The sequence below is a fragment of the Amycolatopsis regifaucium genome (genome assembly GCF_001613935.1).
GTDB lineage: Bacteria > Actinomycetota > Actinomycetes > Mycobacteriales > Pseudonocardiaceae > Amycolatopsis > Amycolatopsis regifaucium.
This window is the reverse complement of sequence record NZ_LQCI01000049.1, coordinates 59,629-85,677: the sequence shown is the minus strand read 5'-3', so window position 1 is coordinate 85,677 and position 26,049 is coordinate 59,629. Positions and strand designations below refer to the sequence as shown.

Below are 26,049 nucleotides of genomic sequence, written 5' to 3'. Positions count from 1 at the left end.
CCCCTTCCCGCGCCCCCGAGCGCGGGAAGGGGCCGATCACCCCTCGATCATTCGGCCGCGGCGAACTCCGGTTCGGCGATGGCGGAGCGGGCTTCGGCCTTGCGCAGGCCGATGACTCCGGACAGCGCCACCAGGAGGCTGATCACGGCGATACCGGTGACGACGGTCAGCGCGGGCGCCAAACCGTTCAGCAGTGCGGCCGGGCCGGTCGCCCCACCCGAGTTGCCGGTCAGGACGGCGGTCACCACGGCGAGGCCGATCGCGCCGCCGACCTGGATCGACGTGTTCAGCAGACCGCCGGCGAGACCCTGCTCGTCATCGGAGATGCCATTGGTCGCCTGGATGTTCAGCGAGGAGAACGCCAGCATGAAGCCGATACCCAGCAGGATCATGCTCGGCAGTACCGAACCGGCGTAGCTGGAGCTCTCGTCGATCCGCAGGAACAGCGCGTACCCGATGACGTGGGCGACGACACCGGCGAGGATCGTGCGCGGCGTGCCGAGCCGGTCGATCAGCGGCTCGATCCTGGGCGAACCGAAGGCCACGATCAGCGCGGCGGGCAGGAAGCCGAGCGCGGTCTGCAGCGCGGACCAGCCCAGCACGTTCTGCAGGTACAGCATGACCACGAACTGGAAACCGATGTAGGCGCCGAAGAACGTCGCGCCACCGAGGTTGGCGCGGGCCAGCGGACCCGAGCGCAGGATGCCGAGGCGGAGCAGCGGGTGCTTGCTGCGCTTCTCGATGAACACGAAGGTGGCGAGCAGGGCGAGCGCGAGAGCGAACGAGATCAGCGTCCGCGGCGCGGCCCAGCCGATTTCCGGCGCCTCGACCACGGCGAAGACCAGCAGGAGCGAACCGGCGGCACCGGTGATGGCACCGGGGAAGTCATAGCCGCCACCGGTCTGCGGCTGGTAGTGCGGAATCAGCTTGATCGCGGCGGCCAACGCGGCGAGCGCGATCGGCACCGGAAGCAGGAACGTCCAGCGCCAGCCGACCTGGGTGAGCAGTCCGGAGAAGACGAGGCCCGCGGAGTAGCCACTGGCACCGAACACGGCGAAGATGCTGATCGCGCGGTTGCGGGCCGGGCCTTCGTGGAAGGTCGTGGTGATGATCGACAGGGCCGCCGGCGCGGTGAACGCGGCCGCGAGACCCTTGATGAAGCGGGTGGCGATCAGCAGCGCGCCGTCATCGACGAGGCCGCCGAGCAGGGAAGCGAGCGCGAAGACCGCGACGGCGACGAGGAAGACCCGGCGCCTGCCGAGCAGGTCGGCGGTGCGGCCGCCGAGGAGCAGCAGCCCGCCGTAGCCGAGCACGTAGGCGCTGATGATCCATTGCAAGGCACCGGTGGAGAGGCCGAGTTCGGCCTGGATGGACGGGAGAGCGACGGCGACCATCGACACGTCGAGCGCGTCGAGGCCCACGACGACGGACACAGTGAGCAGGACACCCCAGAGGCGCGCGTCCCACCTTGTCGAGCTGGTGGACAGCTGCACGGAAGAACTCATGATCCGTACACTACATGCACGCGCATCTAATGCAAGTGCATTTAATGCCTTTGCATTAAATTCATGCGCATGTTATATTGGGCCGCGTGAGCGACGTCGCCGAGCAAGACCTGCTGCAGGAGTGGCACGCCCTGTCCGCGCGGCATGCCGCGGTCTTCGGTCTGCTCGAGTGCCGCCTCCAGGAGCGCCACGGCCTCGGCGTCACCGAGTTCGAAGCCCTTGAGCGGCTGGTGACCTGCGTTGTCGGCAAGTGCCGCGCGGCGGACCTGACCGAGGTCGTCCACCTGAGCCAGAGCGCCACGTCGCGGCTCGTCGCCCGCCTCGAACGGGAAGGGCTCGTCCAGCGCGCGCTCTGCGAGTCGGACAGGCGGGGAATCTTCGTCGTCGTGACCGACGAAGGACGTCGCCGCTACGAAGAGGCGAAGCCGACCCATCGTTCGACTCTCGGAGAGACCCTCACCAAAGCCTGAGCCCCGCGAAGCTCTCAGAGACGCCTTCTGTCGACTTGGCGTCAAGGCAAATTCGGCGTGATCGGCTGCTGCCGTGAAGTTCCCCTCTCGGTTTCGTGCAGGGTCGGCCAGCAGGTATGCGACTTTGCCGATAACTGCGGCCGAGCACGCTGCCGGTGGACGTACCGTCGTTGACCGGAAAGCAGATGAATCCGGCCGCGGCATGGTTCCGCACCGCCGAGGTGAGTTCCTCCACCCACTGCTCCACCGAGCCGCCGATCCAGCGGCCGTCGTCGCCCCGGGTGGCGGCCAGCGGGTTTTCCGTTATCCGGCCGGGGAAGTGGTAAATGGTCGCGACCTCGGCCGGGTCTCGCCCCGCTTCGACGGCGGCCTTGTCGATGATCGGGCGCGATTCCGCGAACCGGGGGCTCAGCCAGTCCGCCGCGCGCCCCGGGAGCCAGCCGTCCGCCAGCTTCCCCGTCACCGCGAGGGATTTGGGTCCGACCGCGCCGGTCCAGACCGGCGGAGCCGCCGCGGCGGCCGGCTCGAGGCCGGCGACGGAATAGAACTCGCCCTCGAGGCTGACCACGTCAAGCCCGGCACGATCCGCCTGTTCCGCGTGCCGCAGAAGCTCTTCCACCTCGCCGACGCCGGTCTCAGCCCGAATCCGAACAGTGTCATCATCACTCCTTAGTTCGTAGTACGTACTATTGATATCGCGAACTACTTGCTGGAGCCGAGGTAAAGAATATTTGACACGGTGTCTAGAACTCTTTACCTTGAACTGGTCAGCTCGACCCGAACCGAGAGAAGACGCCGTGGCACTGGAAGAAAAACGTGCGTGGATCATGGCCGTGGTCACGATCTGCGCCTACGCGGTCTACCTGGTCGTCGTCCTCGGCCGGACGAATTCCCGCCCGCTCGCCGACGTCTTCTACGTGGCGCCGTTGCTGTGGACGGTCGGGGCGGCCATCGTGGCTTCGATCGTGCTGCACATCGCCGCGTCGCTGCTTTCACCGGAGGACGCGGGCCGCAAAGACCAGCGAGACCGCGAGATCGGCCGGTTCGGCGAGCACATCGGACAGTCGTTCGTCGTGATCGGCGGTGTCGCGGCGCTGGTCATGGCGATGGCCGAACTCGACCACTTCTGGATCGCCAACGCCGTGTACCTCGCCTTCGTCCTCTCGTCCTTGCTCGGTTCGATCGCGAAGATCGCCGCGTACCGCCGGGGATTCCAGACATGGTGAAACCGACCAAGGTCACGAACTCCATCCGCGCTCTGCGGTTCGCCACCGGCGAGATGACGCAGGCCGAACTCGCGGACCGGATCGGCGTCACCCGCCAGACGGTCATCGCCATCGAGCAGGGCCGCTACTCGCCGTCCCTGGAGATGGCCTTCCAGATCGCCCGGGTGTTCGGCGTCGGGCTCGACGACGTTTTCCAGTACCCAGACTAAGAAAGAGGCCGCCGTGAAGGCGATCGTCCAGAATGAGTACGGCACGACGGATGTCCTGGCGCTGACCGACCTGCCGGAACCCGAAGCCGGACCGGACGGCGTGGTCGTCCGGATACACGCGGCAGGCGTCGACCCCGGGGTTTGGCACCTCATGGAAGGAAGGCCCTACCTCGTACGGCTGATGGGATTCGGAGTCCGCAGACCGAAAGCGCGGGTCCGCGGGCTGGACTTCGCCGGTGTCGTGCACGCTGTCGGCGAGAACGTGACCGGATTCCGGCCTGGTGACGAGGTTTTCGGCACCTGCCAGGGTTCCTTCGCCGAGTACGCACTGACCACGGTGGACAAGATCGCCCGCAAACCCGGGCGGCTCGGCTTCGAAGAGGCCGCCGCCGTCCCGATTTCCGCGTTCACCGCGCTCCAGGCACTTCGTGACAGAGGCGGCGTCCAGCCCCGGCAGAAGGTCCTCGTCATCGGCGCGGGCGGCGGCGTGGGCACCTACGCCGTGCAGATCGCCAAGGCGTTCGGCGCCGAGGTGGACGGCGTATGCGGCACCGGCAAGGTGGACCTGGTCCGCTCGCTCGGCGCGGACACCGTCTTCGACTACACCCGCGAAGACATCACCGGAACCTACGACCTCATCCTCGACACCGCCGGGAACCGGTCGCTTGGCTCGCTGCGGAAATCCCTTGCCCCGCGCGGAACCCTCGTGATCGTCGGCGGTGAAGGCGAGGGGAAATGGATCGGACCGGTCGGCCGCAATCTGCGAGCGCTGCTCATCGGCCCGTTCGTGAAACACCGACTCCGCGGCCTGTTCTCCACGGAGAATCCCGACGATCTCGAAGCGCTGCGTGCGCTCATCGAGGAAGGGAAACTGACCCCGGTCATCGATCGGACCTACGCACTGGCCGACGCTCCCGAAGCCATCCGCTATGTGAGCGAGGGCCATGCGCGCGGCAAGGTCGTCATCACCGTCTGAACTCGGCTGGACTCGGCTGACAAGAGTTCGCCCGCGTGTTCACCCCCGGCCATCTTGGGAGTGTTCGGTGTCGGAGAGCGATCCGCCGAACGCCGAGGAGACCACCGATGTCCGTCAACCGCCGGGATCTGTTGCGAGGCGCCGCCACCGCCGGTGCGCTGGGGCTGGCGTGGCCGCTGAGCTCGCGGATGACCGTCGCGCAGGCGGAGGAGGCCGCCACGCGACTGGGCGCGAGCTGGGACGAAGCGCCCTTCACGCTGGGCGTCGCGTCCGGCGACCCGGTCCCCTACGGCATCGCGCTCTGGACGAGGCTCGCACCGAAACCGATGGAGTTCGAGCAGCCGCTGGACGACACCGTCGAGGTCGGCTGGGAGCTCGCCACCGACCGCGGCTTCCGCCGCCGGGTGGCGAGCGGGACCGTGGCGGCCACCGCCGGGCTCGGGCACAGCGTGCACGTCCCGGTGTCCGGGCTGGAGCCCGGTTCGCAGTACTACTACCGGTTCCACGCGCTCGGCAAGGTCAGCCGGATCGGCCGGACCCGGACCGCCCCGGTCGGGCCGGTCCGGCGGGTGCGGTTCGCGTCGGCGAACTGCCAGGCGTTCCACGACGGCTTCTACGCGGCGCACGCCGGGATCGCACGGGAGGAGCTCGATTTCGTCGTCCACCTCGGCGACTACATCTACGAGCACGGCCAGGTCGGCGGCAATCCGCTGCGCGACCACGAAGGCCCCGAGGTGCTGACCCTGCCGTCGTACCGGCGGCGGCACGCGCTCTACAAATCCGATCCCTCGCTCCGGGACGCCCACGCGGCCCACCCGTGGTTCGTCACCTGGGACGACCACGAGGTGGTCAACGACTACAGCGGCACCTCCCCGTCACTGCGGGCGCGGCGATCGGCGGCGTATCAGGCCTGGTTCGAGCACATGCCGGTGCGGCCGGACCACCCCTCGACGCCGAGGATCCACCGGCAGCGGCGCTGGGGCGACCTGCTCGATCTGTCCATTTTGGACCTCCGGCAGTACCGGTCGGCACAGAACCTGCCCGACGGCACGATCCTCGGCGCGGACCAGAAGGCGTGGCTCAAGGACCAGGTGACCGGTGCCGGCGAGGCATGGCACTGCTGGGTGAACTCGATCATGCTGAGCCAGTTGGCGAAGCCGGGCGGCGGCGGCTACATGTTCACCGACCAATGGGACGGCTTCCTCGCCGAACGCAAGGAGGTACTGACCCATGTGGCCCAAAGCGGTCTCGAAGACCTCGTGGTGATCACCGGAGATTGGCATTCCGCGTTCGTCGACGACATCCGCCCGGATTTCGCGGACCCGGCCACCCCGGTGATCGGAACCGAGTTCACCGCGCATTCGGTCTCCTCCGGCGCCTACTCCCCCGAATGGAACGCCACGAACGGGCCGAAGATGGGCGCGGCGAACCCGCATCTCAAGTACTTCGAGGGCAACCGGTACGGCTACGACGTCTACGAGGTCACCCCGCGCCGCTGGAGTACCCACCTCCGGGTGATCGGCGACAGGCGCGACCCGCGTTCACCGGTGAGCACCCTGACCACGTTCCACGTCGACCGCGGCAGGCCGGGATCCTATGAGGACCGGGCGACGATCACGTCCCCGGCGCAATATCGGCGGCACTAGGCCGAAAGAGGAACGGTTCCCCTGTGTCACAGACCTACCGGGTGGTCGCACACCGCGCGTCGGAAAGGGTGCTCTTCCAGGCGCCCGGCCGGACCGTATGAAAAGCGCCCCGACGATGCCGCGGCACGGTATTCCGTGCCACAGCACCACCGGGGCGCCTTCGTTGCTCACTCGGGGATGTGCAATTCCGTATGCCGTTTGGACAGCATCTCCGCCAGTTCCCGGAGTTTGACGTTCATGTTCTGCGACGTGTGCCGCAGGACTTCGAACGCCTCCGCCGCGTCGATCCCGCGCCGCGCCATCAGGATGCCCTTGGCCTGCCCGATCGCGTCCCGGCTGTCCAGCGCCTGCTGGAGCTGCTCCTCCTGGAGCTGGCCGCGCGTGACCGCCTGCGTGGTCGCCAGTGCCAGCGACGCGTGCGTCGCCAGCAGCAACAACACGTCCCTGTCCTCCCTCGCGATACCGTGCGGATGCCGCGAGTAGACGTTCAAGGCTCCCGACAGCTGCGAACTCGACGCTTCCGGCAGCAAAGCCGTCGAAACCAGCGAGTGGAACCCGAGCGTCGCGGCGGCAGGCCCGAACCGGGGCCAGCGGGCGTCTTCGGCGAGGTTGTCGCTGAAAGCCGCCGCCGGTCCCGAAACCCGCGCCGCTTCGACACAGGCACCTTCTCCGTACTGATACTGCAACTGGTCCAGTTCACCGGCGATCTCGTCGGTCCCCACCGGCGTGTGGAACCGACCGTCGGGATCGAGGAGGGTGACGCTCACCAGGTCCGCCCCCGGTACCAGGTCCCGGGTCGCGAAGATCACGCGTTCGAGTACCGCCGCGACCGAACCGGAATCCAGCAACGCCCTGGTCAGGGACACGAACTGGGTAACCAATGGCCCGGCGACGAGCCGGGTACCGTTCTCAGAGGTCACTGGCAGTTCGCCGTCGCCGACATCCTCGACGAATCGGTTCTTGTCCTGCTGCCAGTCGGTTTCATTGACCAAAGCCCGCCTCTCCCACTTCTGCACATCGGCGTGATGCACCACGGGAGCCACCGGCGGGAACCGGCGCCGAGCGCGCACCATCAACCGCCGCAACCAACCCGGTTACCGGCGGATCGGCGCTAACTTCTCAACGCTCAGAACCGCTTCTGGAGCCGACCTTAGCCGAATGCGATCGCCCCGCCTACCGCGACCCGCGTGCCGACCGCCCTTCGTGGGTGGTAAAGACGGCGAGAACCGTCTTCACCGCCCACGAGACCTGCGGGTTACGCTGGCCGGGTGGAAGCCGGCGAGTTCGTCCACTACCGATGGCATCCGTGTTCACCCGAACTGGGCGTCCTGCACGCTCGCTACCGCCGCCACGCCTTCGGCAGGCACGCCCACTCGACCTACACGATCGGCGTGGTCGAACACGGGTCGGAGGAACTTTCCTACGGCGACGATCGCGAGTACGCCGGCGCCGGTGACGTCGTCCTGATCAACCCCGAGACCATCCATACCGGGCGGGCGATGACCGGCGCGGGCTGGACTTACCACGCGCTCTACGTCCCCGTGGGGTTCGTGCGGTCCAGTCTCGGCGAAGCCCCGGCCCTCACCACGAGGATCGCGGACGACCCGGTGGCGCGGAACGCGCTCCGCGCGGCGGTCCGGGCGATGGACGAGGACGTCTGCACGGCGGACACTCTGCTGTGCACCGCGCTGGCCCATGTCTTCGGCCGGTACGGCGGACACCCGCGGAAGCAGGTTCAGGTGCGACCGGTCGCCGCGGCGGCCCGCGACATCCTCAGCGACGAACACCTCGCGCCGCCGAGCCTCGGCGAACTCGCGGAAGTGCTGGGCACCACCAGGTTCGCCTTGCTGCGCGCCTTCCGCGCGACCTACGGCCTCCCGCCGCACGCGTATCTGACCCAGTACCGCGTACGGAAGGCGTGCACGCTGATCCGGCGCGGGGCCGATCTCGCCGGCGCGGCCACGGCCGTCGGCTTCGTCGATCAGGCGCATCTGAGCAGGCACTTCCGCAAAACGCTCGGGATCACCCCCGGTCAGTACCGGCGTGCGGTGCAAGAACGTACAAGATCGGCGGGCTGAACACCGTTTGACTGCGGGACATGCTCCCTCTCGAACCCTCCGACGCCGAACTGCGCGAACTCGGGACCGCGGCGCTCGACTTCGTCACCTCCTTCGTCACCGGACTGCCCGACAGGCCCGCGCACGATCCCACGGCCTTCGACGGCGACGTCTCCATCACCGACGACGCCCGGCCGCTGGGCGAACTGCTCGACACCGTGGGCGCGGCGGCCGCGGTCGGCGTCGAGACCGCCGGACCGCGCTATCTCGGGTACATCCCGGCGGGCGGACTGGTCACCTCGGCGATAGCGGGGTTGCTCACCCTGACGATGAACCGGTTCGGGACGGTCGCCGACATGGCGCCCGGTCTGGTCGCGATCGAGGAGAGCGTCCTGCGCTGGCTGTGCGCGGAGTTCGGCCTTCCCGCCGGTTCGGGCGGGGTGCTGACCTCCGGCGGTTCGCTGGCGACGCTCACCGCCGTCGTAGCGGCGAGACGCACGCCGGACGGCACGCTGTACGTCAGCGAGCACACGCATGTCTGCGTGGCCAAAGCCGCGTCGATCGCCGGGCTGCCCTCGGAAAGCGTCCGGGTCGTCCCGGTGGACGACGAGCTGCGGATGGATCCGCTCGCGGCCGCCCGCATGATCGCCGAGGACCGGCGTCGGGGCCTGGTTCCCTTCCTGATCGCCGGAACCGCGGGCACCACGGACACCGGCGCCGTCGACCCGCTGGCCGAACTCGCCGACCTCGCCCGCCGCGAAAACCTGTGGTTCCACGTCGACGGCGCGTACGGCGGCGCGTTCCAGCTGACCGAGCGCGGCCGTGCTCGCTTCGCCGGGATCGAACAGGCCGACTCGATCACCCTCGATCCGCACAAGGGCCTGTTCCTGCCCTACGGGATCGGCGCGCTACTGGTGCGGGACACCGCGACACTCGATCGGGCGTATCACCGGCAAGCCGCCTATTACCAGGACCTCGGCCGGCGTGAGGGACTGCCCGACTACGCCCATCGCGGCCTCGAGTTGACCAGGGAGCATCGCGGGCTCGCCGTCTGGCTTCCGTTGCGGCTGCACGGGGTCCAGTCCTTCCGGGATGCGTTGGACGAGAAGCTCGACCTCGCCTGGAGGGCCTACGAGGAGCTTCTCCACATCCCCGGTCTGGACCTGCCCTGGCCGCCTCAACTGTCCACTGTGGTCTTCCGGGCGAGCGCGGGTGACGAGGCCACGGAACGGCTTTTCGACGAGATCCGCGCGCGGGGACGGTACCTGCTCACCAGTACCAGGATTCGCGGACGGTTCTTCATCAGGCTTTGCGTGCTCAGCCACCGCACGCACGCCGAGCACGTGCTGGGCGCCGTCGAGGAGATCCGGTCCCTCAGCTGAACGCCGCCAGCCCGTCCAGCAACCTGTCGACGTCCTCGGCGCTGGTGTAGGGAGCGACCCCGACCCGGAGCGCCGGATCCCGCAGGTTCAAAGCCGCGAAGACTTCGTACGCGTAGAAAGAACCCGCCGGGGCGACGATGTTCCGTTCGGCGAGCCGCCGCTGAGCCTCGCGCTCCCGGCCGCCGAGGCTCATCAGGATGGTCGGGGTCCGGTCGTCCGCCTTGCAGTGGACGGTGATCGCGCCGCCCAGCCCCTTTTCCAGCCTCGTGCGGAGCGAGAGTTCGTGGTCCTGCAAGGAGTTCAGCGAATTCGTCAGCCGGTCCCGCCGCGATCCGCCCGCGCCCGGGTCGATACCGGCGAGGAAGTCCACCGCGGCCGTGGCGCCCGCGAGGATCTCGTAGGGCAGGGTGCCGAATTCGAACCGCTCGGGCACGGTGCCTGGCGACGGCACGAGCTTGTCCGGCTCGACGGTTTCCAGCAGGGCGGGCGACGCGCCGAGCACGCCGCAGTGCGGGCCGAGGAACTTGTACGGCGAGCAGACGAAGAAGTCCGCTCCCAGCGCGGGAACGTCCACCCGATTGTGCGCGGCGTAGTGCACGCCGTCGACGAACACCAGCGCCCCGGCGTCGTGGGCGAGATCGGCGATCCGGCGGACCGGCGGTTTGGTGCCGAGGACGTTCGACGCCGCCGTGACCGCGACCAGCCGCGTCCGCTCGGTGAGGACGAGGGAAGCGAGGTCGAAATCGGTGGTGTCGGGATCGATGCCGATCCAGCGGACGGTCACCCCGGCCCGTTCGGCGGCCTGGATCCAGGGCCGGACGTTGGCGTCGTGATCGAGACGGCTGACCACGATCTCGTCACCCTCACGCCAGGTTTTGGCCAGATGCCGGGAAAAGTCGTACGTCAGCTGGGTGGCGCTGCGGCCGTGAACGATCCCCTCGGCCGGCACGCCGAGGAAGTCGGCGTAAGCGGCGCGGAAGTCCGCGACCGCGTTCTCGGCGTGGAGTTCGGACGGGCTGACCCTGCCCCGGTTCGACAGCGGACCGGTCAGCGTCGCCGCGATGGCGTCGCCGACTTGCCGGGGTGTCTGGGTGCCCGCTGGTCCGTCGAAGAAGGCGGTTCCGGTGGTGAGAGACGGGAAGTGGGCCCGGAGGGCGGCGACGTCGATGGCCATGACCTCGACTCTGACATCCGGTGGTGGACCGAGTAAACGCTTCGTGGCCGGAACTTGCTCCGGCCACGAAGCGCCTCGGCTCAGTACAGCGTCAGGCGGTAAGCGCCGGACTGCGCGGTTCCGGCGAACAGGTACCGGCCGTCCGAACTGGTCGTCAGGGAGAGCACCCTGGCGTCGGGCAGGGCGCCGGGCACCGGCGACCAGGTGCGGCCGAAGTCCGTGCTGCGCAGGACGCCTCCCCCGGTCGAGCCTGCCGCGAACCACACCCGGAAATCGAACGGATGCGGCAGGATCCGGCTGATCTCGCGCGGGTCCTCGCCGTCGCGGACCCGGCGGAACGTCCGGCCGTTGTCCTCACTGAGCAGCAGGCCCGCCCCACCGACGAGAACGCGGCCGCCGCCCCAGCGGCTCACCGAGATCGAACTGACCGGTTCGTCGGACACGTGGGTCCAGGTCTTGCCGCCGTCGTCGGATCGGGACAGGCCATCGAAGTCCCCGCCCCAGACGCGATCCGCGTTCCACGGGTCCCCGGCCAAGGCGATGAAGCCGTGGTCGGTGGGGAGCTTTTCCCAGGTCTTCCCGGCATCGCCACTGCGGTAGAGGACGTAGCCGCTGGGGGCGAAGGCCGAGACGAGCAGCCTGTCCGGGTCAGCCGGATGGGCGAAGATCGCCCGGGGGAGGCCTTCCTTCGCCTTCGCCGCGAACTGCCAGGTGCGGCCGCCGTCGCCGCTGCGCAGTACGTCGAGCGCGAAGCCGTTCCGGGTGACCTGCCAGACGACGTCCGGGCGGCTCGGCGAGACGGACAGGCGCGCGTCTTCGTGCAGCCGGTCGGTGGGGTGCGACTGCCAGATCCTGGTCGCCGCGGTGACCTTGCCGCGCGGCAGCGGGGTGTTGTAGATCTCCTGCATCCCGGCGGCGACGACGTTCTCGCGCAGAAGGTTCCCGGTGGTCACGAGGTCGCGAATGGACTCGCCGGGCACCCCGATCTGCTGGTAGCCGTTCTTGCCGCCGTCGGCGTACACCCCTCGGTACACCGCGGAGATCAGCGTGGTGGCGGGTTTGCCGGCGACGGCAGGGAGTTGGGCCATGTCGGTGACGCCTTCGCCCGCCGCGGGCACCGGCTTGCGGGTCCAGGTACGGCCGCCGTCCGCGCTGACGTCTATGTCGTTATACGTCGCCACATACAGGCGGCCGCCGACGAAGTGCGGTTCGCGCAGCGGCTGCCCGCCGGGCTCGCGGCGCAGGACCGTCCAGGTCTTCCCGCCGTCGGCGGAACCGTGCAGTTCGGGGCCGACCGTGACCACGAACCGCTCGCCGTCCGCGGCGACCTGCCCGATCTCGCCGTTGACGCGGTAGACGAGTTCGGCCTTCGGCTCCTTGCCGCTGACACCGCGGACCACCCACAGCGAGTACTCCGGGTAGACCGTCGTGAAGTAGGCGTCGTCGCCGACCAGGGTGAGCTTGAGCCCGCCGACCGGCGCGGCGATCCCTTCACGCGGCCACGTCCTCGGTACGTCGTTCCAGTGCACACCGCCGTCGGTGCTCACGCTCAGCGAGTCGAGGTTCTGCACGACGACGACGCGACCGGCCGGGTCCGTGGCCATGCCGAACGCGCCGTCGGGATACCACTCACGCAGGGTCTCCCAGGTCTGGCCGCCGTCGGTGGTGCTCATCAGCAGTCCGCGCCACTCGCCCTGCAGTCCCGCGGGTTTGTTGCCCACCGCGAGCATCCGGCCGGGGTTCACCGGATCGGCGAAGAACCCCTGGATGACGGTCTCCGCCGGGAGCCCTCGGCGCGCCGTCCACGAGGCGCCGCGATCGCCGGAGACCCACAACGCGGGCGGGCTGGGCTGCATCATGAGCAGGCCGGCGGGGGAAACCGCCAGCAGCCCGCCGATGCTGTTCGGACCGACCGGTTCCCAGCCGCCACGCGGCAGCCCGGTCGCGTTCACGTCCGGGTTGCCGGGCAGCGGGTCGGCGGTGGCCGCGGACGGGATCCCGGTGGTCCCCAGAACCGTCAGCAGCCCGAGAACGAGCATGCGTTTGGTGATCGATCTCAGTTTCATGCGGAGCATCTTGGCGCAAGATCCGGCAAAGAGATAGAGGATTCATCGGATCTATTGGCGACAAGGCCCGCTTTTGTCCACCGAGACATTGCTTCGAGCCTCGACTCATCGGATCACTAGCGGAGAACCGGCTCTTCATCGCCGAGACCGGGCTGAGTTTCGCCCGCCGGCGGCAACGGGCCTATGCCTGCTCTCCCTGTCGCCGCTTCCGGACGGCATCCGGAGTGTTCTGTCCCCCAGAGCGGACTCAACCGCGCTGTGCCCGTGCCGCTCCGCCGCAATAGACACCGAACGCGGCGACACCGAGGGCCACAACGAAGAGCAGCACCGTGCCGAACGGCTGAGCGGCCAAGGTGCGCAGGGCGGCGTCGAGACCGCCGGAGCGGGACGGATCATGCGTCAGCGCCGCGTACCCGAGAAGCACCGAGACCACGCCGAACACGACACCCCTTGCCACGTAACCGATCTGGCCGAGCCGCTCGACCCAGCGCCGGGTACCCGACGGCAAGGACGAGAGGTCGAGATCCTGCAAGAACGTCCGCCGCACCCCCTTCACCACGGAAGCGACGGCGACCCCGAACACGATGACCGCCACCACGATCACCAGGAACGGACCGGCGGGCAGCGCCAATAGCCGCGCGGTGAACTCCTGCTGCTTCTGGTCACCGCTCTGCTCTCCCGCCCCCGCGGCCAGCCGGACCGCGTACAGGCCAAGCCCGATCCCGACCACGCACCGCGCTCCGGAGGTCACGCGTTTGACCGTACGGCGCCACTCCTTGTCGATCCAGGTGTATCCGACCGCGGCCAGCAGTGCCTGCCACAGCCCGTACGCCACCAGACCGGCCGCGAGGACCCACAACAGCGCACCACCGAGCGGCGTCGAGCCGACCTCGGTGATCGCGCCGCGCCCGTCCGCCTCCTGACCGCCGCCGCCGACGGCGATCCGCACCGCCAGGTACCCGATCAGCAGGTACACCAACCCATAGCACCCCATTCCGATCCGCCCGAGCACCTGCACGGTGTCGCTGTGGCGAACCTGTCTCGCCTTCGTCCCGGACATCCTGCTCACCTCCGCCGTCGACTTCCTCCGAGTGTCGCGGCCGACGGCCGGGTCCGCCGCGCGACTGGGCCATCCGGCCCAGTGCGGGCCCCTTTTCCGGGCTCGCCGAAGTTCTTTCGCGGACGATGTCGAAAAGCGCCGGTCCCGTTCGTAGCGAGAGTGAGAGACCACGACGGGCCGCTGGGAGGCCCGAGACGAAGGAGAGCGCACACCATGGCCGAGGAGAACGTCACCGCCACCATGACCGTCGCCGCGCCGGTCGCCAGGATGTTCGCGATACTGGCGGATCCGACGACCCACTCCGCGATCGATGGCACCGGCTGGGTTCAGGAAGCGGTCGACCAGGCGCCACTGGCCGTGGTGGGGCAGCTGTTCCGGATGGACATGTATCACGCCGCCCGTCCCGACGGTGACTACCGGGTGGTCAACAAGGTCGCGGTCTTCGACCCGCCGCGCGCCATCGGCTGGCTGACGGGGACGGAGAAAGCCGGCGGCAGCCTGGAGTTCGGCGGCTGGAGCTGGCGCTACGACCTGGCACCGCTCGGCCCGGCCGAGACCGAGGTCACGCTGACCTACGACTGGTCGGCGGTGCCGCCTTCCATCCGCGAATACCTCCAGTTCCCGCCGTTCGGCCCCGACCATCTCATCAACTCGCTGCGCCACCTGGCCGAAATCGCCACACGGACGGCTGCGATCTCCGAACGGCCCTAGCGACCCCCGGCATCGGCACCGGCCACAAGCCGTCGTGGTCGGCGCCGATCGTCGATCCCGGCTCACGGCTCGAGATCGGTCATCCCCTTACCGCCCGCGATGTCGAGCGGGACCGAAACCTGATCGTGGGTGATCAGCCAGCGCCCGTCGATCTTCCGGAAGCCGAAGGTCCCCCGGACCCACATCCCGCCCACCGCGGTCCCGTCCTTCGTCGTGCCGCTGAGCCGTCCGAAGCAGTGTCCGAACGCGACACTTTCGCCCACCGTCAACCGCAGATCGCGAATCTCGTAGCGCACGTCCTCGAAGAACACGAACACCCTCGCCCAGTTCTTCAATTTCGCGTCGATGCCGACGTGCTGCAACGGCGGATCGATGTCGAAGGACACGACGTCGTCGGAGTAGAGCCGCCGGAGACGGTCCGGATCCTTGGCCTTGATCCCTTCGACGATTTCGCCGATGTGCCGCCTGAGTCCGGCTTCGCCCGTTTCCCGCATCATCAGTCCTTCCGGAGAATCAAGCAACGGCGACCGGGGGCGCGGCACGAAGTTCTCGAACTCGGCCGACAACGACAGCGTCACCCGCGCCCATCAGCCGCAGCTGCTCGTAGCGTCCACTTCCGAGCACTACGACGACACAGCCCTGGAAAACGTCAGGCGCAATCCCACCCTGACAATGCGACACGATGTCTCGTCGGGCTACGCGTTCGACGTCGCGGACGACCGGATCACGCGGAGCTGGGCCATCCGCGACCCGGAGAAACTTCGCCCGTGGGCAGGCGAGTGATCAGCTTTCTTCGGCCGCGAGCTGGCCGCAGGCCGCGGCGATCTCCTGGCCGCGCGTGTCCCGTACCGTGCACGCGACACCGCCGGCGTTGACCAGGCGGACGAACTCCCGCTCCACCGGCTTCGGCGACGCGTCCCACTTGCTGCCCGGAGTCGGGTTCAGCGGAATCACGTTCACGTGCACCAGCTGGCCGAGATGCTTGCGCAGCCGCTTGGCGAGCAGCTCGGCGCGCCAAGGCTGGTCGTTGATGTCCCGGATCAGGGCGTACTCGATCGACACCCGGCGACCGGACGTGTCCGCGTAGTACCGGGCGGCCGAGAGAACCTCGTCCACCGACCAACGCTCGTTCACCGGCACGAGGGTGTCCCGCAGCTCGTCGTCCGGCGTGTGCAACGACACCGCGAGCCGGACCTGCATCTTCTCGTCCGCCAGCTTGCGGATGGCGGGCGCGAGACCGACGGTCGACACCGTCACCGAACGCTGACCGATACCGAGCCCCTCGGGCGACGGGTCCGTGATCCGTCGTACCGCCGCCACCACCCGCTTGTAGTTCGCCAGCGGCTCGCCCATGCCCATGAAGACGATGTTCGAGAGGCGACCGGGGCCACCGGCCATCGCGCCGTCGCGCATCACGGCGGCGGCCGCGCGGACCTGGTCGACGATCTCGGCGGTCGAGAGGTTCCGGTCGAGGCCGCCCTGCCCGGTCGCGCAGAACGGGCACGCCATGCCGCAGCCCGCCTGGCTCGAGATGCACAGGGTCGCGCGGTCCGGGTAGCGCATCAGCACGCTCTCCAGCAGCGTCCCGTCGTGCGCGCGCCACAGGGTCTTGCGGGTGGCGCCGTCGTCGCAGGCGAGTGCTTTGATCTCGGTGAGCAGCGGCGGCATCAGGTCGGCGACGAGCCTCTCCCGCGACGCGGCCGGGATGTCGGTCATCTCCTCCGGATTCACCGTGAGCCGCGAGAAGTAGTGGTTCGACAGCTGCTTCGCGCGGAACGGCTTCTCACCCAGCTCGGCGACGGCCTCGGCCCGCTCGGCGGCGGTGAGGTCGGCGAGGTGGCGCGGCGGGAGGCCGCGCTTGGGCGCGTCGAAGACGAGAGGGAGGGCAGTCATAGCTCACCCAGTCTCCCATGTCCACCTTCGACGCGCCCGCGCCGCCCTCCATCGCTGTTCGCCAGCTCACGTGACGCGCGCCCGGGCTTGTGCCGAACACGCCGCGCTCCTGGGTTCGCCATGAAGACGTATACGAGCCGGCCGTCGTCCCGGAGTTGCGAGGCCGAGGACACGGCCGTGCCTTGCTCGACGACCTGCTGAAAGACCGGCCGGAGCGGTTCGCGCTCCTGGGGTCCCGCGTCGCGGCGCCTGCCAGGGCGCTGTACCGCCGTTGGGGCTGGCGCAAGGTCGGCGGGTTCGACACGGGCGGCGTCGATCTGCTCGCCCTCGACCTCAGCTGAGACCCACGTCACGAAGATTGGGTTGCCGTACGACTGGTTCCGATATATCGTGAACGTGTCGGAACATTACGTAGAGAGGATTCACATCATGCGAGGACGACCTTTTCCTCCAGAACACGGCCGACCCGCCTTCGGACCCTGGGCACGCGGCGGCTTCGGCGAATTCCCCCCGCCGCCCGGCTGGGGCCCCGGCGGACCCGGGCACCGGCATCGGCACGGCCGTCGTGGTGGCCCCGGCGGCCGTCGCGGCAAGCGCGGTGACGTCCGCGCCGCGATCCTCGCGCTGCTTTCCGAGCAGCCGAGGCACGGTTACGAGATCATCCGCGAGATCGGCGAGCGCAGCGGCGGCTTCTGGAAGCCGAGTCCCGGCTCGGTCTACCCGACCCTGCAGATGCTGGCCGACGAAGGCCTGGTGATCAGCAAGGACGAGAGCGGCAAGAAGCTGTTCGAGCTCACCGAATCCGGTCGCGCCGCGGCCCAGCAACAGGACGCCGTCCCGCCGTGGGAGCAGATCGCCCACGACGTCGACCCGGTCGAGGTGAACCTGCGCAAGGCGGGCGCGACCCTGGCCGCCGCGGTCATGCAGGTCATGCACGCCGGCAGCGAAGCACAGCAGTCCCGCGCCGTCGACGTGCTCAACGAGGCACGCCGGACGATCTACGGCATCCTCGGCGAGGCCGACGACGACACCACTCCGGACGGGGCGTCCCCCGAGGACGCGGAGTGACCTGGCACGACGAGGCCGGTGGGCTTGGTGCGGGTATGCACGCGATAGCCCACCGGCACCGTCATCCGCTTCTCCCCGGCTCCTGACGAAACCTCGTTGAGGCGCCGGACCTCCGCGATCGCCTTCGCCGCGACCGGCGCGCTGAACTCGATCTTCAGCACCGCTTCCATCGCGGCCACGTCCTCGAACAGCCACCGCGTCATCACCTTGCGGCAGCCGAATCCCTGACGGGCGAAGAACTTCTCGACACCGGACGGGTCGTAGTGCGGCAGATCCTGTCGCATCCAGCGTCCGTAGGGCTCACTCGTCACGTCGAGATCCACGATCATCAACGTCCCGCCGGGCCGCAGTACCCGCTCCGCCTCACGAAGGCCGGGCTCGCAGCCGGGGCCGAAAAAGTACGCCGTCCGCGCGTGAACGACGTCGAAAGCCGCGTCCGGCACCGGAAGCCGCTGCGCACGGCCTTGCCGCACCTCGACGTTCGCCAGGTCCCCGACGCGGTGCCGCGCGTCACGGACGAGCGGTTCGTGGGGTTCGACCCCGAGCACGGACCGCGCCGTCGCGGCGAATCGGGGCAGGTGGAAACCGTCGCCGCAGCCGAGGTCGAGCACGTCCGCACCGGCCCAGTCGCGATACTCGGCGAGGACCCGCCAGATCTCGTCGTCGACGTCTTGCGCGCGGTTCTCGATCTCGTAGGCCTTTTGGTAGTACCAGATGTTCGGGCTCGGCAGCACTTCCTCACCACCGCGGCGGAAGGAGGAGACGGATCGGGGAAACCAGCGCACGAAAACTCCAACGACGGAACACCGGGCCGGGTTCCAGGCCGCCCGGATCCAAGTCTTTGACGGAAACAATGCGGAAAGCGACTAGACTTTACCCCTACCGGTAAGGGAGAACCGCATGTCGCTTGGCTCGGCCGCTCACACTTCCGTCATCCCTTCAGGAATCCCGTGCTGGATCGAACTCGCCTGCAGAGACGAAGCGGCCGCTCAAGCTTTCTACAGCGGGCTTTTCGACTGGGAGTTCACTGTCCAGCGTGATCCCGCGACGCCGACCGGACGCTACTCGATCGCGACCCTGAACGGCGTCCCCGTCGGCGGTCTGTACCGCTCCGGCACCGGCGGGCCGAGCGGATGGAGCGTCCACCTGTCGACCCATTCGGCCGCCGCGGCCGCGGAATGGGTCGACAGTCTCGGTGGCCGGGTCACCCTCGGCCCGGTGGCGATTCCCGAGCGCGGCACCATCGTCCACGCCGTCGACGCTTGCGGCGCGCACGTCGTCTTCTGGGAACCGCCGGTCACCTGGGAGTTCGCGACCGGTATCCCCAACACCTTCAGCGGCGCGGACCTCAACACCCACGACGGCGCGGCGGCGGATCACTTCTACTGCCGCCTCTTCAACTACACCAGCCACCAGATCGGCGACGGCACCTCGCTCGACTACGCCGAATGGCTCATCGAGCACGAGCCCGTGCTGTACCGGTACGTGATGGGCACGGAATACCGGCCGGACACTCCCCCGCATTGGATGGTCTACCTCGCGCTGGATCCCGCCCGCGGCGCGGACGCCGCCGCGGGACAGGCGTTGATGCTCGGCGGCGCCGTCGTGGTCCAGCCCTACGACACCCCGTACGGCCGCGTCGCGATCCTCGCCGACCCCGACGGTTCGGTGTTCGCGGTGATCGACCACTCCCGGGTCGCCGAAGGCTGGGGTACCGCCGAAGTCGACGACCCCTACGACGACTGAGCTGATCGAGCCGGGGGCGAGTCAGCTCGCCCCCGGCTCTTTCGTCAGAGCTTCGCCCAGAAGCCGCAGTTGTGCTCGGCGGCGTAGTCGACCGGGCCGATCCGGTCCGGTGCCAGCGACTGCACCTTCGGCGCCGGGCGCCACTTCGGCAGGGCTTCGCCGTTCGGATCGCCAGTCCTGGCGAACCGGGTCCAGTACTGGATCATTAGCGCCGCGAGTTTCTGCTGCGCGGGCGTCAACTTCGCCGGAGAACCACCTAACTCAGACAAATACGCCAATTCTGAACCATGGGAAGCTCCCGGGTCGATCCCAGGCGGGAAGGGGATCAGCGACGGAGCGCCGCGATCGGCGAATTCGTAAGCGAACGTCCGTGTCCTCGCGGCGAGGTGACGCTGAGCCTCGACCTCCGAGCACGCCCACACTCGATCTGTCATGACGTCGGCGAAGGCGTTGCCCGGACTGCCATGCGCGGCCGACGGATACTTCGCCGCGACGACGGACGCCTTGTCGCCAAAGGCGTCCCGCAGCAGTTGCTGATAGCGCGCTTCGGTGATCGGCTGGTCCGGGAAGAACGCGGCGAACAACCTGCCCTCGTCACGCGTGGTCCCGGTCATCACCGGCACCTTCGCGAACCGGCCCGCCCGGAACGCCTCCGCCGGATCGGTCGGCAAGAGGCGGGTGTCGAAGGCCGGGGCGTTGAACGGCAACGGCAGCAACGCGTCGACAGGCAAGCGGCGCAGGCACTCCACGTCGGCACAGCCGAGCTTCTGCCCCTCGGCGTCGCCGAACGCCTCGACGTCCGAGCGGCGTTGGAAGAGCTTCCCTTCGGGAGCACCGGGGAAGATCCCGTTGGCGGGCCAGTCGATCGTGCACGGCCCGCTCTGGATGATCGCGCGGGAGAAGAGCCCGGCGGCCGACGGCGAAGTCAGCTGGGCGCAGGTGCTCATCCCGCCCGCTGACTCACCGAACAACGTGACATTGCGAGGATCCCCGCCGAAAGCGCGGGCGTTGCGCTGGACCCAGCGAAGAGCGGCTTGCTGGTCCTGAAGGCCGAAGACGCCGGAGTCGCGCCCGAGTCCAGGATGGCCGAAGAAGCCGAACACACCCAGCCGGTAGTTCACGGTCACCACGACGACATCCCCGCCGAGAGCGAGCCGTTCGAAGTCGTAGTCACTGCCGGCGCCGGAAGTGAAGCCGCCGCCATGGACCCACACCAGCACCGGACGCGGTCGGGGCGTCGGTTTGGCCGGGCTGATCACATTGAGGTACAGGCAATCCTCGTCGACGCTCGAGGGTGAGCCGATGCCCTCCCCTTGCGCGCACCGAGGTCCGGGTTTGCTCGCGTCCCGCACAGCGGTCCACGGCCGGGGTCTCTGTGGTGGTGCCCAGCGGAGCTCGCCGACCGGTGGCGCGGCGAACGGGATGCCTTGAAAACTCCGGTATTCGCTGGTGAGCACCCCGCGAACGGGGCCGGAATCCGTGCGGACGACCGGACTTTCGCCCGCCTCCGCCACGGATGTCGTCAGGGCGCCGAGCGTCAGGACGCTCATTGCCAGGGTCAGAAGTCGCTTACTCATCCGTTGAGTTCGCATACTCCGACCTTGGCCCAACGGCGCGGGCTTGTCACATTGCTTTCGCCGCTGTCTAAACGGGGACGAAGGCGGAGAGCAGCAGCCAGGAGACGACGGCCGAGGGGAGCAGCGAGTCGAGGCGGTCCATCAGGCCACCATGCCCCGGCAACATGTTCCCCATGTCCTTGACGCCGAGATCGCGCTTGATCAGCGACTCCACGAGATCGCCCAGCGTCGCGGTCAAGACGATCGCCGCGCCGAACAGCACACCCTGCCAGGCGTGGCCGTCGAGCAGAAGGCTCAGCGTCAGCGCCCCGGCGACCACACCCGCCACGAGTGAACCGGCGAAGCCTTCCCAAGTCTTCTTCGGGCTGATGCTGGGCGCCATCGGATGCTTGCCGCCCAGCACGCCGGCGATGTAGCCGCCGGTGTCCGAGGCGACGACCCCGATCATGAAGGCCAGGACGCGGCCGACCCCGTCTTCGGGCGGCACCAGCATCGCGGCGAAGGCGCCGAAGAGCGGGATGTACGCGGCGGCGAAGACCGACGCGCTGATGTCGCGCAGATAGCCTTCCGCCCCGCCGGGCAACCGCCACAACAGGCAGACCAGCACCGTCAGCACGAACGCCGTCAGCGCGCCCTCACGGCCGAACGGCCACGCCAGCCAGATCATCGCCTGACCGCCGACGAGCACCGGGACCAGCGCGATCCGGATGTCCGCCGCGCGCTTCAGCGCACCGGCCAGTTCGATCGTGCCGACCGCGATGGCGATCGCGATGATGCCGATGAAAAGAAACCGGACGGTGAGCAGGGACGTGATGATCGCCGCCCCCAGCAGCAGCCCGACCCCGATCGCGGCGGGCAGGTTGCGGCCGGCGCGGGAAACCTTCTGCGCCGGTTCCGGCTTCTCAGCCGGAACCGGTTCCGGGACGTCCACCCGGTCGTCGCGTTCCTCGCTCACCTGGCTCATCAGACCTCGAGTAGCTCGGCTTCCTTGTGTTTCACCAGCTCGTCGACCTTGTGCGTGTACGTGTCGGTGAGGTTCTGGAGTTCCTTCTCGGCGTGGACGACCTCGTCCTCGCCCGCCTCGCCGTCCTTCTTGATCCGGTCGAGCTCTTCCTTGGCCTTGCGGCGGACGCTGCGGATCGAGACACGGGCGTCCTCACCCTTGGCCTTGGCGACCTTCACCATTTCCTTGCGGCGCTCTTCGGTGAGCTGCGGGATCACGATGCGGATCACGTTGCCGTCGTTGCTCGGGTTGACGCCGAGGTCCGACTCGCGGATCGCCTTCTCGATGGCGTTGAGCGAGGTCTGGTCGTAGGGCTTGATCAACGCCATCCGGGCTTCAGGGATGTTGACGCCCGCCAGCTGGTTCAGCGGGGTCGGCGCGCCGTAGTAGTCGACGACAACGCGCGAGAACATCCCAGGGTGGGCCCGGCCGGTGCGCACCGACGACAGGTCCTCCTTGGCGACGGACACCGCTTTTTCCATCTTCTCCTCGGCGTCGAGGAGGGTCTCGTCGATCACGGCAACTCCCGTTGTTGTGTATTCGTACCGGTTGCGAAGAGCAGAGCAGGACTACGCGGGCACCCTGTCGGCGGGGGTGTCGACCAGTGTGCCGATCCTCTCACCACCGACCGCGCGAGCGATGTTCCCCTCGGTGAGCAGATTGAACACGATGATCGGCATGTTGTTGTCCATGCACAGGCTGAACGCGGTGGCGTCGGCGACCTTGAGGTCCCGTTCCAGCACCTCGCGGTGGCTGATCTCGTGGAACATCTCCGCGGTCGGGTCGCTCTTCGGATCCGCGGTGTAGACGCCGTCGACGGCCTTCGCCATCAAGACGGCTTCACAGCCGAGTTCGAGCGCGCGCTGCGCGGCGGCGGTGTCGGTGGAGAAGTACGGCATGCCGACCCCGGCACCGAAGATGACGACGCGGCCCTTCTCCAGGTGACGCTCGGCGCGACGCGGGATGTACGGCTCGGCGACCTGGCCCATGGTGATGGCGGTCTGCACGCGTGTCGGCAGGCCCTCCTTCTCCAAGAAGTCCTGCAGTGCCAGACAGTTCATGACGGTGCCGAGCATCGCCATGTAGTCCGCGCGGTCGCGGTCCATGCCGCGCTGCGACAGTTCCGCGCCGCGGAAGTAGTTGCCGCCGCCGATCACGACGGCGATCTGCACGCCTGTGCGCGCCACGTCGGCGATCTGCTGAGCGACCGAGTGCACCACATCCGGATCAACCCCGATGGAACCGCCGCCGAACATCTCGCCGCCCAGCTTCAGCAGCACCCGCCGGTATCCGCCTTCGACCCGGACACCCATGTCGCCCTCCCTAATGCTCTGGACCCGACTGTGCCCCGTCCCCGATGGACGGAGACGGGGCACAGTGGTGACTCTTGTGTTCCGCGGCCTGGATCAGGCCTGGCCGACCTCGAACCGGGCGAACCGGCTCACGGTCACGCCGGCCTCGTCGAGCAGGGCCTTGACGGTCTTCTTGTTGTCCTTGACCGACGGCTGCTCGAGCAGGACGTTGTCCTTGTAGAAGGCGTTGACCTTGCCCTCGATGATCTTCGGCATGGCCTGCTCCGGCTTGCCCTCTTCGCGAGCGGTCTTCTCCGCGATGTTGCGCTCGTTCTCGACGACGTCGGCCGGGACCTCGTCACGCGTGAGGAACTTGGCCTTCAGCGCGGCGACCTGCATGGCGGCGCCACGAGCGGCCTCGGCGGCGGCCTCGCCCTCACCGGTGTACTCGATGAGCACGCCGACGGCGGGCGGCAGGTCCGCACCGCGACGGTGCAGGTAGGTGGTGGTGGTGCCCTCGAAGGCGGCGACGCGGCGCAGCTCGAGCTTCTCGCCGATGCGGGCGGCCATCTCCTGGACGGTCTCGTCGACGGTCTTGCCGTCGAGCGAGGCGGCCTTCAGCTTCTCGACGTCGCTGGTCTTCTCGGCCTTCGCGACCTCAACGATCTTCGCGGCGAGGTCCTGGAAGTCCTTGTTCTTCGCGACGAAGTCGGTCTCGGAGTCGAGCTCGATCAGCACGCCGCCGTCACCGGCGACGAGGCCCTCGGCGGTGGCACGCTCGGCGCGCTTGCCGACGTCCTTCGCGCCCTTGATGCGCAGGAACTCGACGGCCTTGTCGAAGTCGCCGTCGGTCTCTTCCAGCGCCTTCTTGCAGTTCATCATGCCGGAGCCGGTCAGCTCGCGGAGACGCTTCACGTCTGCGGCGGTGTAGTTCGCCATCGTGGGTGTGTCCGTCCTTTTTCAGGTACGAGAAAAGTCTTTTGGGGAAGTCACCCGTGAGGCCGCCAGGCGGCGGCCCCACGGGCGGGTGGATCAGGAGGAGGCGGTGGCCTGCTCGGCCTGGGCTTCGGCCGGCGCCTCGGTGGCGCTCTCGGTCGCGGCGGCGGCTTCCTTGGCGTCCGCGGCGGCGGTCTCGGAGCCGGCGAGCAGCTCCTTCTCCCACTCGGCCAGCGGCTCGTCCGTGGCGACGCCCGCCTCGGGCTTGGCGTCGGCGGAGGAACCGTTGCGGCTGGAGCGGGCCATCAGACCGGCGGCGGCGGCCTCGGCCACGACCTTGGTCAGCAGCGCGGCCGAACGGATCGCGTCGTCGTTACCCGGAATCGGGTAGTCGACCTCGTCCGGGTCGCAGTTGGTGTCGAGGATCGCGACGACCGGGATGTTCAGCTTGCGAGCCTCGCCGACGGCGATGTGCTCCTTCTTCGTGTCGACGATCCACACGATGCTCGGCACCTTGGCCATGTCGCGGATACCGCCGAGGGTCTTCTCGAGCTTGTCCTTCTCACGGGTGAGCGTGAGGATTTCGCGCTTGGTCAGGCCGGCGAAACCACCGGTCTGCTCCTGCGACTCGAGCTCCTTCAGGCGGAGAAGACGCTTGTGCACCGTCTGGAAGTTGGTCAGCATGCCGCCGAGCCAACGCTGGTTGACGTAGGGCATGCCCACGCGCGCGGCTTCGGAGGCGATGGCTTCCTGCGCCTGCTTCTTCGTGCCGACGAACATGATGGTGCCGCCGTGCGCGACGGTTTCCTTGATGAACTCGAACGCACGGTCGATGTAGGTCAGCGTCTGCTGCAGGTCGATGATGTAGATGCCATTGCGCTCGGTGAAGATGTAGCGCTTCATCTTCGGGTTCCACCGACGGGTCTGGTGCCCGAAGTGCACGCCGCTGTCGAGCAGCTGCTTCATGGTGACGACGGCCATTGCCGGAATCAACCTCTTCTGTGTCGTGCGCGCCCGGCTCCGCCGGGACGCGCTTGCTCGGTTCGTCGCTCTCGGCCGGGTGGCCGATCGCCCTGGTGCAGATGCTCGGGCCCGGACCCGGAGGCGAAGTGACCCCAAGGACCGCCGGACCGTGTGCCCCCGGTTGTCCTGACCCTCCGTGAGGAGATCGGCCATCGGAAGCGCGCACGTGCACGCGAAGTCAGTCCGCTGCCGCGGACCGCGCAAAAGAGTCTACTCCCTGTCGTCACCGCCTACCGCACCGGCAGCCCTGATGAGAGCGGTTGTCCACAACCGCCTCGGTTATCCACAGATTCCACCGGCGCGCCCCACTCGCCACGCCGGGCGCCCAGGCTGGAACGCATGACCATGACGACCTGTTCCCGCCCTGTCACCAGGCATTCTTTCGCGATCGACCGCACCGGCGGCAGGCACCGCCGTCCCGGGCGGTCGAGACGCCTCCCCCGCGTCGCGATCCTGGCGATCACACTCGCGCTCATGGCCTCGTTCGCCGTTCCGGGAACGGCCAGGGCCGCCTTTTCGCTCCAGGGACGCCTCTCTTGGCCGCTCGCACCGATACCCAGCGTCACCAGGTACTTCGAGCCACCGGCGACGTCGTACGGTCCCGGGCATCGCGGCGTGGACCTCGTCGCCGCACCGGGTACGAACGTGCTCGCCGCCGCCGAGGGAGTGGTGATGTTCGCCGGACAGGTGGCGGGTCGCGGGGTGGTTTCGATCGATCACGAAGGCGGTCTGCACACCACCTACCAACCTCTCGCGCCGGTCGTCACCGCGGGTGACCAGGTGTACCGGGGGCAGCTACTCGGAACGCTCGCGGCCGGACATCCGGGCTGCCCGGAGCCCGCGTGCCTTCACTTCGGTGTCCGGAAAGGGGACGAGTACGTCGATCCGCTCGCGTTGATCGGTGAGCCGTCGGAAATCCGCCTCAAACCGTGGGAGGGCGGCCGGCTTTCAACGCCTGTTGGCGGAGCTGAAGACTTACCTCGCAAGGGACCACATGCGTGATCGCGGACGCGGGTTCACCGACAGACG

The 26,049-nt window shown here is 68.4% G+C and carries 27 protein-coding genes; 12 read left to right on the top strand and 15 right to left on the bottom strand.

The window, feature by feature from the left end:
* Positions 1 to 47: 47 nt before the first annotated feature.
* A complete protein-coding gene (locus AVL48_RS32345; protein WP_061984420.1) occupies positions 48 to 1,505 on the bottom strand; it encodes an MFS transporter in 1,458 nt (485 codons plus the stop codon).
* 86 nt (positions 1,506 to 1,591) lie between these two features.
* On the opposite strand from AVL48_RS32345, the gene AVL48_RS32340 reads away from it, so the two are divergent.
* The gene (locus AVL48_RS32340) at positions 1,592 to 1,975 is read left to right on the top strand and encodes a MarR family winged helix-turn-helix transcriptional regulator (RefSeq protein WP_061984422.1); all 384 of its coding nucleotides are present in this window, start codon (positions 1,592 to 1,594) and stop codon (positions 1,973 to 1,975) included.
* Here AVL48_RS32340 and AVL48_RS32335 read toward each other — a convergent pair.
* The gene (locus AVL48_RS32335; RefSeq protein WP_061984424.1) at positions 1,962 to 2,594 is read right to left on the bottom strand and encodes an LLM class flavin-dependent oxidoreductase; all 633 of its coding nucleotides are present in this window, start codon (positions 2,592 to 2,594) and stop codon (positions 1,962 to 1,964) included. The genes AVL48_RS32340 and AVL48_RS32335 overlap by 14 nt on opposite strands.
* Positions 2,595 to 2,772: 178 nt before the next feature.
* Here AVL48_RS32335 and AVL48_RS32330 point away from each other — a divergent pair, with 178 nt between their 5' ends.
* The 4 genes from AVL48_RS32330 (at position 2,773) to AVL48_RS32315 (ending at position 6,032) form a co-directional block, all read left to right on the top strand.
* Entirely contained in the window at positions 2,773 to 3,201 is a 429-nt protein-coding gene (locus AVL48_RS32330; protein ID WP_143104973.1) for a hypothetical protein, read from the top strand.
* Complete coding sequence (locus AVL48_RS32325; RefSeq protein ID WP_061984426.1) at positions 3,195 to 3,410, top strand: helix-turn-helix transcriptional regulator; 216 nt, start codon at positions 3,195 to 3,197, stop codon at positions 3,408 to 3,410. The genes AVL48_RS32330 and AVL48_RS32325 overlap by 7 nt, the downstream gene beginning before the upstream one ends.
* Positions 3,411 to 3,423: 13 nt before the next feature.
* Complete coding sequence (locus AVL48_RS32320; RefSeq protein WP_061984428.1) at positions 3,424 to 4,386, top strand: NAD(P)-dependent alcohol dehydrogenase; 963 nt, start codon at positions 3,424 to 3,426, stop codon at positions 4,384 to 4,386.
* A gap of 107 nt (positions 4,387 to 4,493) precedes the next feature.
* A complete protein-coding gene (locus tag AVL48_RS32315) occupies positions 4,494 to 6,032 on the top strand; it encodes an alkaline phosphatase D family protein (protein WP_061984430.1) in 1,539 nt (512 codons plus the stop codon).
* Between the two features lie 167 nt (positions 6,033 to 6,199).
* Here the strand turns inward: AVL48_RS32315 and AVL48_RS32310 are convergent, their stop codons facing one another.
* The gene (locus tag AVL48_RS32310) at positions 6,200 to 7,024 is read right to left on the bottom strand and encodes a GAF and ANTAR domain-containing protein (protein ID WP_061984556.1); all 825 of its coding nucleotides are present in this window, start codon (positions 7,022 to 7,024) and stop codon (positions 6,200 to 6,202) included.
* Between the two features lie 276 nt (positions 7,025 to 7,300).
* Between AVL48_RS32310 and AVL48_RS32305 the strand changes: the two genes are divergently transcribed.
* Positions 7,301 to 8,110 (top strand): helix-turn-helix transcriptional regulator, encoded by an 810-nt coding sequence (locus AVL48_RS32305; RefSeq protein ID WP_061984432.1) that lies wholly within the window; start codon positions 7,301 to 7,303, stop codon positions 8,108 to 8,110.
* Between the two features lie 20 nt (positions 8,111 to 8,130).
* Positions 8,131 to 9,471, top strand: a complete 1,341-nt coding sequence (locus AVL48_RS32300; protein WP_061984435.1) for a pyridoxal phosphate-dependent decarboxylase family protein — start codon at positions 8,131 to 8,133, stop codon at positions 9,469 to 9,471.
* Here AVL48_RS32300 and AVL48_RS32295 read toward each other — a convergent pair.
* The 3 genes from AVL48_RS32295 to AVL48_RS32285 form a co-directional block, all read right to left on the bottom strand.
* Positions 9,464 to 10,645, bottom strand: a complete 1,182-nt coding sequence (locus AVL48_RS32295) for a cysteine desulfurase-like protein (protein ID WP_061984437.1) — start codon at positions 10,643 to 10,645, stop codon at positions 9,464 to 9,466. The genes AVL48_RS32300 and AVL48_RS32295 overlap by 8 nt on opposite strands.
* Before the next feature lie 80 nt (positions 10,646 to 10,725).
* Positions 10,726 to 12,711 carry a hypothetical protein gene (locus tag AVL48_RS32290; protein WP_061984443.1) on the bottom strand — a complete coding sequence of 662 codons (1,986 nt, stop codon included), beginning with the start codon at positions 12,709 to 12,711 and terminating at the stop codon, positions 10,726 to 10,728.
* 247 nt (positions 12,712 to 12,958) lie between these two features.
* On the bottom strand, positions 12,959 to 13,771 hold the full coding sequence (locus AVL48_RS32285; RefSeq protein ID WP_061984445.1) for a DUF1206 domain-containing protein: 813 nt from the start codon (positions 13,769 to 13,771) through the stop codon (positions 12,959 to 12,961).
* Between the two features lie 213 nt (positions 13,772 to 13,984).
* On the opposite strand from AVL48_RS32285, the gene AVL48_RS32280 reads away from it, so the two are divergent.
* Positions 13,985 to 14,482: an SRPBCC family protein gene (locus AVL48_RS32280; RefSeq protein WP_061984447.1), complete on the top strand. Its 498-nt coding sequence runs from the start codon at positions 13,985 to 13,987 to the stop codon at positions 14,480 to 14,482.
* A 62-nt stretch (positions 14,483 to 14,544) separates the two neighbouring features.
* Here AVL48_RS32280 and AVL48_RS32275 read toward each other — a convergent pair whose 3' ends face one another.
* The gene (locus tag AVL48_RS32275; protein ID WP_244162540.1) at positions 14,545 to 15,060 is read right to left on the bottom strand and encodes a YybH family protein; all 516 of its coding nucleotides are present in this window, start codon (positions 15,058 to 15,060) and stop codon (positions 14,545 to 14,547) included.
* Between the two features lie 205 nt (positions 15,061 to 15,265).
* Positions 15,266 to 16,375 (bottom strand): dual-specificity RNA methyltransferase RlmN, encoded by a 1,110-nt coding sequence (gene rlmN, locus AVL48_RS32270; RefSeq protein ID WP_061984449.1) that lies wholly within the window; start codon positions 16,373 to 16,375, stop codon positions 15,266 to 15,268.
* Between the two features lie 89 nt (positions 16,376 to 16,464).
* Between rlmN and AVL48_RS40755 the strand changes: the two genes are divergently transcribed.
* Positions 16,465 to 16,716: a GNAT family N-acetyltransferase gene (locus AVL48_RS40755; RefSeq protein ID WP_341865677.1), complete on the top strand. Its 252-nt coding sequence runs from the start codon at positions 16,465 to 16,467 to the stop codon at positions 16,714 to 16,716.
* A gap of 88 nt (positions 16,717 to 16,804) precedes the next feature.
* A complete protein-coding gene (locus AVL48_RS32265; RefSeq protein WP_061984560.1) occupies positions 16,805 to 17,443 on the top strand; it encodes a PadR family transcriptional regulator in 639 nt (212 codons plus the stop codon).
* Here the strand turns inward: AVL48_RS32265 and AVL48_RS32260 are convergent.
* The gene (locus AVL48_RS32260; protein WP_061984451.1) at positions 17,374 to 18,228 is read right to left on the bottom strand and encodes a class I SAM-dependent methyltransferase; all 855 of its coding nucleotides are present in this window, start codon (positions 18,226 to 18,228) and stop codon (positions 17,374 to 17,376) included. The genes AVL48_RS32265 and AVL48_RS32260 overlap by 70 nt on opposite strands.
* Before the next feature lie 115 nt (positions 18,229 to 18,343).
* Between AVL48_RS32260 and AVL48_RS32255 the strand changes: the two genes are divergently transcribed.
* A complete protein-coding gene (locus AVL48_RS32255) occupies positions 18,344 to 19,189 on the top strand; it encodes a VOC family protein (RefSeq protein ID WP_061984453.1) in 846 nt (281 codons plus the stop codon).
* Positions 19,190 to 19,233: 44 nt separating this feature from the next.
* On the opposite strand, the gene AVL48_RS32250 is transcribed toward AVL48_RS32255, so the two are convergent.
* The 6 genes from AVL48_RS32250 to rpsB all read right to left on the bottom strand — a co-directional run bounded on the left by AVL48_RS32250 (position 19,234) and on the right by rpsB (position 24,978).
* Positions 19,234 to 20,766 (bottom strand): carboxylesterase/lipase family protein, encoded by a 1,533-nt coding sequence (locus AVL48_RS32250; protein WP_244162539.1) that lies wholly within the window; start codon positions 20,764 to 20,766, stop codon positions 19,234 to 19,236.
* Between the two features lie 67 nt (positions 20,767 to 20,833).
* Positions 20,834 to 21,730: a phosphatidate cytidylyltransferase gene (locus AVL48_RS32245; RefSeq protein WP_061984455.1), complete on the bottom strand. Its 897-nt coding sequence runs from the start codon at positions 21,728 to 21,730 to the stop codon at positions 20,834 to 20,836.
* Positions 21,730 to 22,287: a ribosome recycling factor gene (gene frr / locus AVL48_RS32240; protein WP_061984457.1), complete on the bottom strand. Its 558-nt coding sequence runs from the start codon at positions 22,285 to 22,287 to the stop codon at positions 21,730 to 21,732. Before frr ends, AVL48_RS32245 begins: the two co-directional genes overlap by 1 nt.
* 51 nt (positions 22,288 to 22,338) lie before the next feature.
* Complete coding sequence (gene pyrH / locus AVL48_RS32235) at positions 22,339 to 23,082, bottom strand: UMP kinase (RefSeq protein ID WP_061984459.1); 744 nt, start codon at positions 23,080 to 23,082, stop codon at positions 22,339 to 22,341.
* Between the two features lie 93 nt (positions 23,083 to 23,175).
* Entirely contained in the window at positions 23,176 to 24,000 is an 825-nt protein-coding gene (gene tsf / locus AVL48_RS32230) for a translation elongation factor Ts (protein WP_061984461.1), read from the bottom strand.
* Between the two features lie 93 nt (positions 24,001 to 24,093).
* A complete protein-coding gene (gene rpsB, locus AVL48_RS32225) occupies positions 24,094 to 24,978 on the bottom strand; it encodes a 30S ribosomal protein S2 (RefSeq protein ID WP_061984463.1) in 885 nt (294 codons plus the stop codon).
* 381 nt (positions 24,979 to 25,359) lie between these two features.
* On the opposite strand from rpsB, the gene AVL48_RS32220 reads away from it, so the two are divergent.
* On the top strand, positions 25,360 to 26,022 hold the full coding sequence (locus AVL48_RS32220; protein ID WP_082857836.1) for a M23 family metallopeptidase: 663 nt from the start codon (positions 25,360 to 25,362) through the stop codon (positions 26,020 to 26,022).
* The last annotated feature ends 27 nt before the right edge of the window (positions 26,023 to 26,049 follow it).

Excerpts from the sequence above, each read along its gene's own strand:
- AVL48_RS32285 (WP_061984445.1), bottom strand. The coding sequence starts at position 13,771 with ATGTCCGGGACGAAGGCGAGACAGGTTCGCCACAGCGACACCGTGCAG.
- AVL48_RS32280 (WP_061984447.1), top strand. The coding sequence starts at position 13,985 with ATGGCCGAGGAGAACGTCACCGCCACCATGACCGTCGCCGCGCCGGTC.
- tsf (WP_061984461.1), bottom strand. The coding sequence starts at position 24,000 with ATGGCGAACTACACCGCCGCAGACGTGAAGCGTCTCCGCGAGCTGACC.
- AVL48_RS32255 (WP_061984453.1), top strand. The coding sequence starts at position 18,344 with ATGTCGCTTGGCTCGGCCGCTCACACTTCCGTCATCCCTTCAGGAATC.
- AVL48_RS32250 (WP_244162539.1), bottom strand. The coding sequence starts at position 20,766 with ATGAGTAAGCGACTTCTGACCCTGGCAATGAGCGTCCTGACGCTCGGC.
- rlmN (WP_061984449.1), bottom strand. The coding sequence starts at position 16,375 with ATGACTGCCCTCCCTCTCGTCTTCGACGCGCCCAAGCGCGGCCTCCCG.
- AVL48_RS32300 (WP_061984435.1), top strand. The coding sequence starts at position 8,131 with ATGCTCCCTCTCGAACCCTCCGACGCCGAACTGCGCGAACTCGGGACC.
- AVL48_RS32315 (WP_061984430.1), top strand. The coding sequence starts at position 4,494 with ATGTCCGTCAACCGCCGGGATCTGTTGCGAGGCGCCGCCACCGCCGGT.
- AVL48_RS32290 (WP_061984443.1), bottom strand. The coding sequence starts at position 12,711 with ATGAAACTGAGATCGATCACCAAACGCATGCTCGTTCTCGGGCTGCTG.
- AVL48_RS32245 (WP_061984455.1), bottom strand. The coding sequence starts at position 21,730 with ATGAGCCAGGTGAGCGAGGAACGCGACGACCGGGTGGACGTCCCGGAA.
- pyrH (WP_061984459.1), bottom strand. The coding sequence starts at position 23,082 with ATGGGTGTCCGGGTCGAAGGCGGATACCGGCGGGTGCTGCTGAAGCTG.
- AVL48_RS32220 (WP_082857836.1), top strand. The coding sequence starts at position 25,360 with ATGACCATGACGACCTGTTCCCGCCCTGTCACCAGGCATTCTTTCGCG.
- AVL48_RS32345 (WP_061984420.1), bottom strand. The coding sequence starts at position 1,505 with ATGAGTTCTTCCGTGCAGCTGTCCACCAGCTCGACAAGGTGGGACGCG.
- AVL48_RS32325 (WP_061984426.1), top strand. The coding sequence starts at position 3,195 with ATGGTGAAACCGACCAAGGTCACGAACTCCATCCGCGCTCTGCGGTTC.
- rpsB (WP_061984463.1), bottom strand. The coding sequence starts at position 24,978 with ATGGCCGTCGTCACCATGAAGCAGCTGCTCGACAGCGGCGTGCACTTC.
- AVL48_RS32265 (WP_061984560.1), top strand. The coding sequence starts at position 16,805 with ATGCGAGGACGACCTTTTCCTCCAGAACACGGCCGACCCGCCTTCGGA.
- AVL48_RS32295 (WP_061984437.1), bottom strand. The coding sequence starts at position 10,645 with ATGGCCATCGACGTCGCCGCCCTCCGGGCCCACTTCCCGTCTCTCACC.